4 protein-coding genes and 2 pseudogenes are annotated in these 3,627 nt (G+C 62.8%); 1 reads left to right on the plus strand and 5 read right to left on the minus strand.

The window, feature by feature from the left end:
- Positions 1 to 86: 86 nt before the first annotated feature.
- Entirely contained in the window at positions 87 to 836 is a 750-nt protein-coding gene (locus RMO57_RS01715; RefSeq protein WP_310383643.1) for a Nif3-like dinuclear metal center hexameric protein, read from the minus strand.
- Between the two features lie 14 nt (positions 837 to 850).
- Here RMO57_RS01715 and RMO57_RS01720 point away from each other — a divergent pair, with 14 nt between their 5' ends.
- Positions 851 to 2,038, plus strand: coding sequence for a trypsin-like peptidase domain-containing protein (locus RMO57_RS01720; RefSeq protein ID WP_310383645.1), 1,188 nt, complete (start codon positions 851 to 853; stop codon positions 2,036 to 2,038).
- A gap of 2 nt (positions 2,039 to 2,040) precedes the next feature.
- Here RMO57_RS01720 and tatC read toward each other — a convergent pair whose 3' ends face one another.
- The 4 genes and pseudogenes from tatC to tatA form a co-directional block, all read right to left on the minus strand.
- Positions 2,041 to 2,817: a twin-arginine translocase subunit TatC gene (gene tatC / locus RMO57_RS01725; RefSeq protein WP_310383646.1), complete on the minus strand. Its 777-nt coding sequence runs from the start codon at positions 2,815 to 2,817 to the stop codon at positions 2,041 to 2,043.
- Positions 2,818 to 2,846: 29 nt separating this feature from the next.
- Positions 2,847 to 2,990 (minus strand): annotated as a pseudogene (gene tatB, locus RMO57_RS21940) (twin-arginine translocase subunit TatB); the annotation flags it as partial.
- Positions 2,991 to 3,100: 110 nt separating this feature from the next.
- Positions 3,101 to 3,329, minus strand: a pseudogene (gene tatB / locus RMO57_RS21945) (Sec-independent protein translocase protein TatB); the annotation flags it as partial.
- A 22-nt stretch (positions 3,330 to 3,351) separates the two neighbouring features.
- On the minus strand, positions 3,352 to 3,606 hold the full coding sequence (gene tatA / locus RMO57_RS01735; RefSeq protein WP_310383649.1) for a Sec-independent protein translocase subunit TatA: 255 nt from the start codon (positions 3,604 to 3,606) through the stop codon (positions 3,352 to 3,354).
- Positions 3,607 to 3,627: the final 21 nt, after the last annotated feature.

The raw sequence follows: 3,627 nt of genomic DNA on the forward strand, positions 1-3,627 counted from the left end.
GGCCATGGCCTTGGCGACGATTTCCGGGCCGATGCCACAAAGATCACCCATGGTGAGCAGAATCGCTTTGCTGGAACGGTTGGTGTTCATGCCGGATTCGCGATCTCGATGAATTGCTGGGTCAGGCCGAGTTCACGGGCCAAATGAGCAGCCACAGCCTGGATGCCGTAACGCTCGGTGGCGTGGTGGCCGGCTGCAATAAACGCCACCCCGGTCTCGGCGGCCAGATGCGCTTGCGGCTCGGAGATCTCGCCGGTCACAAATACATCAACCCCAGCCGCGATGGCCGCCTCAAAATAACCCTGCGCACCGCCGGTGCACCAACCCACACGCTTGAGCTCCCGGCCGTCACCGCCCACCACCACCACCGCCCGCTGTAGCTGCAGCTCTAGCTGAGCGCCGAGGGCGGTCAGTGACTGGGGTTGCGCCAAATTGCCGGCAAAACCCAGTTCCTGCTCACCAAACCGGCTATCGGCCTGCCAAGCCAAAAGCCGCCCAAGCTGGGCGTTGTTGCCGAGTTCCGGGTGGGCGTCCAAGGGCAGATGGTAGGCAAACAAATTGACATCGGCGGCCAGCAAGCGGGCCAAGCGCTGCTTCATCCAGCCGGTCACGCGCCCGTCCTGACCGCGCCAGAAGAGGCCGTGGTGGACCAGGATCGCGTCGGCGCCGGCGGCTATGGCGGCCTCGATCAGCGCCAAGCTCGCGGTCACCCCGCAGACAATGTGCCGAATCTCGGCGCGCCCCTCGACCTGCAGACCATTCGGCCCATAATCCTTGAACAGATCGACCTCGAGCAGGCGCTTCAGATAGAGATCGATGACGTGACGTTGAGGCATAGGGAGACTTTTGATTGCGTAAGCTTTGGTTGATTTTCGCTCAGGCCACCACCGTCGTGTTGGCTGTACTGTTTGTGCTGAGCACGCTCAAGCCGCAATGGCTGCGGCCAATGCCCGCTGTCACCTTGCCTCAAACCAGCCAAACTTCCGGCGCGGCTGCGGCCTACCCACCGGCCGAAGCCGGCAGTGCCGGGCTGCGCGCAGGTTACAGCTTAGCGTCAAGGCGTGCCGCACCGGCCGTGGTCAGCATCACGGCCAGCAAAGCGCCCCAGCGTCACCCTGAAACGCAGGATCCCTGGTTCAAGTTTCACTTCGGCCAGCGCGGTCAAGGCAAGCAAACGCTGCGCCCGCAAACCGGCCTGGGCTCGGGCGTGATCGTCTCCGCCGATGGCTATTTGCTGACCAATAACCACGTGGTGGAGGACGCCTCGGACATCGAAGTGATGCTGACCGATGGCCGCCAAGCGCGCGCCACCCTGGTCGGCACCGACCCCGAGAGCGACCTGGCGGTACTGAAGATTGAGCTGGAGCGCTTGCCCGTTATCCACCTGGGCGCGGCCGACAGTCTGCAAGTCGGCGATGTGGTGCTGGCGATCGGCAACCCCTTCAATGTCGGGCAAACGGTCACGTCGGGCATCGTCAGCGCCCTCGGGCGCAGCCAGCTGGGCATCAACACTTTCGAGAACTTCATCCAGACCGATGCCGCCATCAACCCCGGCAACTCCGGCGGCGCGCTGGTCGATGTGGACGGCAATTTGGTCGGCATCAACACCGCCATCTACTCGCGCAGCGGTGGCAGCTTGGGGATAGGTTTTGCGATTCCCATCAGCTCGGCGCGCCTGGTGATGGAAGCCTTGCTGCGTGACGGTCAGGTGGCCCGCGGCTGGATCGGTGTGCAGACCCGCGAGCTCACGCCCGAATTTGCCGAGGCCTTCAAGTTGCCGCTGACGTCCGGGGTCTTGATCAGCGGCGTGCTGGCGAATGCGCCGGCCGCCAAGGCCGGTGTCAAGCCCGGCGATGTGCTGACCAAGGTCGGCACTACCGCCGTGCAAAGCCCCGCTCAACTGCTGGCGGCGGTTGCCGCACTCAAACCGCTGGAGCCGGCCACCCTGGCGCTGCAACGCGGCTCGAAACAGCTAGAAGTCGAAGTGATGGTCGGCCAGCGACCCAAGCCGGGCCCGCTGCAAGACACTGAGCGCTGAGCTCAGGTGGCCTCGTCCGGCGCCTTCGAAAAACGATTGAAGTAGCCGGCGGCGAACACGCCGACCTCGTACAAGATACACATCGGGATCGCCAGCGCCAGCTGCGACACCACATCCGGCGGCGTGATGATGGCCGCGATGACGAAGGCCAGCACGATGAAGTAGCCGCGGAACTCGCGCAGCTGCTCGACCGTCACCAAACCCATGCGGCACAACATCACGACCACCACCGGCACCTCAAAAGCAGCGCCGAAAGCGATGAACATCGACATCACAAAGCTCAGATAGGCCTCGATATCGGGCGCCGCCGTGATGCTCTTGGGCGCGAAGCTCTGGATGAACTTGAAGACCTGGCCGAACACAAAGAAATAGCAAAACGCCACGCCGATGAAAAACAGCACCGTGCTGGAGAACACCAAGGGCAAGACCAGGCGCTTCTCATGCGAATACAGCCCCGGCGCCACAAAGGCCCAAACCTGGTAAAGCACCACCGGCAGGGCGATCAAAAACGCCGCCATCAAGGTGATTTTCAAGGGCACCAAGAATGGCGAGATCACGCTGGTGGCGATCAGCGTCGAGCCAACAGGCAGCTGCGCCACCAAAGGCTGAGCCAGCAAGTCATACAGCGCCGACGGGCCCGGAAAGATGGCCAACACGCCGAAGGCGAGCCCCACCGCGATCGCAGCGCGCACCAAGCGGTCACGCAACTCGATCAAATGGGAGACAAAAGGTTGCTCGGTGCCGGCGAGTTCATCGTCGGGCTTGCTGTCATTGCTCATGCGGTGGGGGCGTCGCTATCTGACTGGGGTCAACGTGAAATAGGACGGAAGCGTGCGACGCGCGCAGCGCCCGACTGAGCGTGGCGACGTACACCCTGGTGCAGCTTGTACCACTGAGGCGTGGCGCCGCGCTTCAAACGCCAGTTCTTCTTGGGCCGCTTGTAAGCGGTGGCTCCGAATGAGCTGCCGTCATAGCCGTGGCTGCCGGCGATGCTGTGGTTGTCACCGACATCGGACCAAGTCTGCTCGAAGGCCTGTCCGGCGCTATTGACTTCTTGCTGGACGGTTTGCCCCACATCGCGCGCGGCCGCCTCCATCTCGGTCTTCATCTTCTTGAGCTCTTCGAGCTCGATCGAACGGCTGACTTCGGCCTTGACGTCGGACACATAGCGCTGCGCCTTGCCGAGCAGGTGCCCGACGGTGCGCGCTACGCGTGGCAGGCGCTCGGGCCCGATCACGATCAAGGCGACGGCGCCAATCAGCGCCAGCTTGTCAAATCCGAAGTCAATCATGCAGCGTCACACCGGCTGACTATCACAACTTGGTCTTGGCCTCGACGTCGACGGTGTTGCTGTCGGTCGCCTTGCTGGTCACTTGCTGGGTCGGTGGCGTAGTTGCCGACATAGGTGCCGCAGCATCGGCGCTGCTGCCGCCCTCCTTCATGCCGTCCTTGAAACCCTTGACGGCACCGCCCAGGTCGCCGCCAATGTTCTTGAGCTTCTTGGTGCCAAACACCAGCACAACAATCACCAGCACGATCAGCCAGTGCCAAATACTCAACGAGCCCATTGTTTATCTCCTACAAGCAAT

It is taken from the genome of Roseateles sp., from assembly GCF_031397715.1.
Lineage (GTDB): Bacteria > Pseudomonadota > Gammaproteobacteria > Burkholderiales > Burkholderiaceae_C > Paucibacter_A.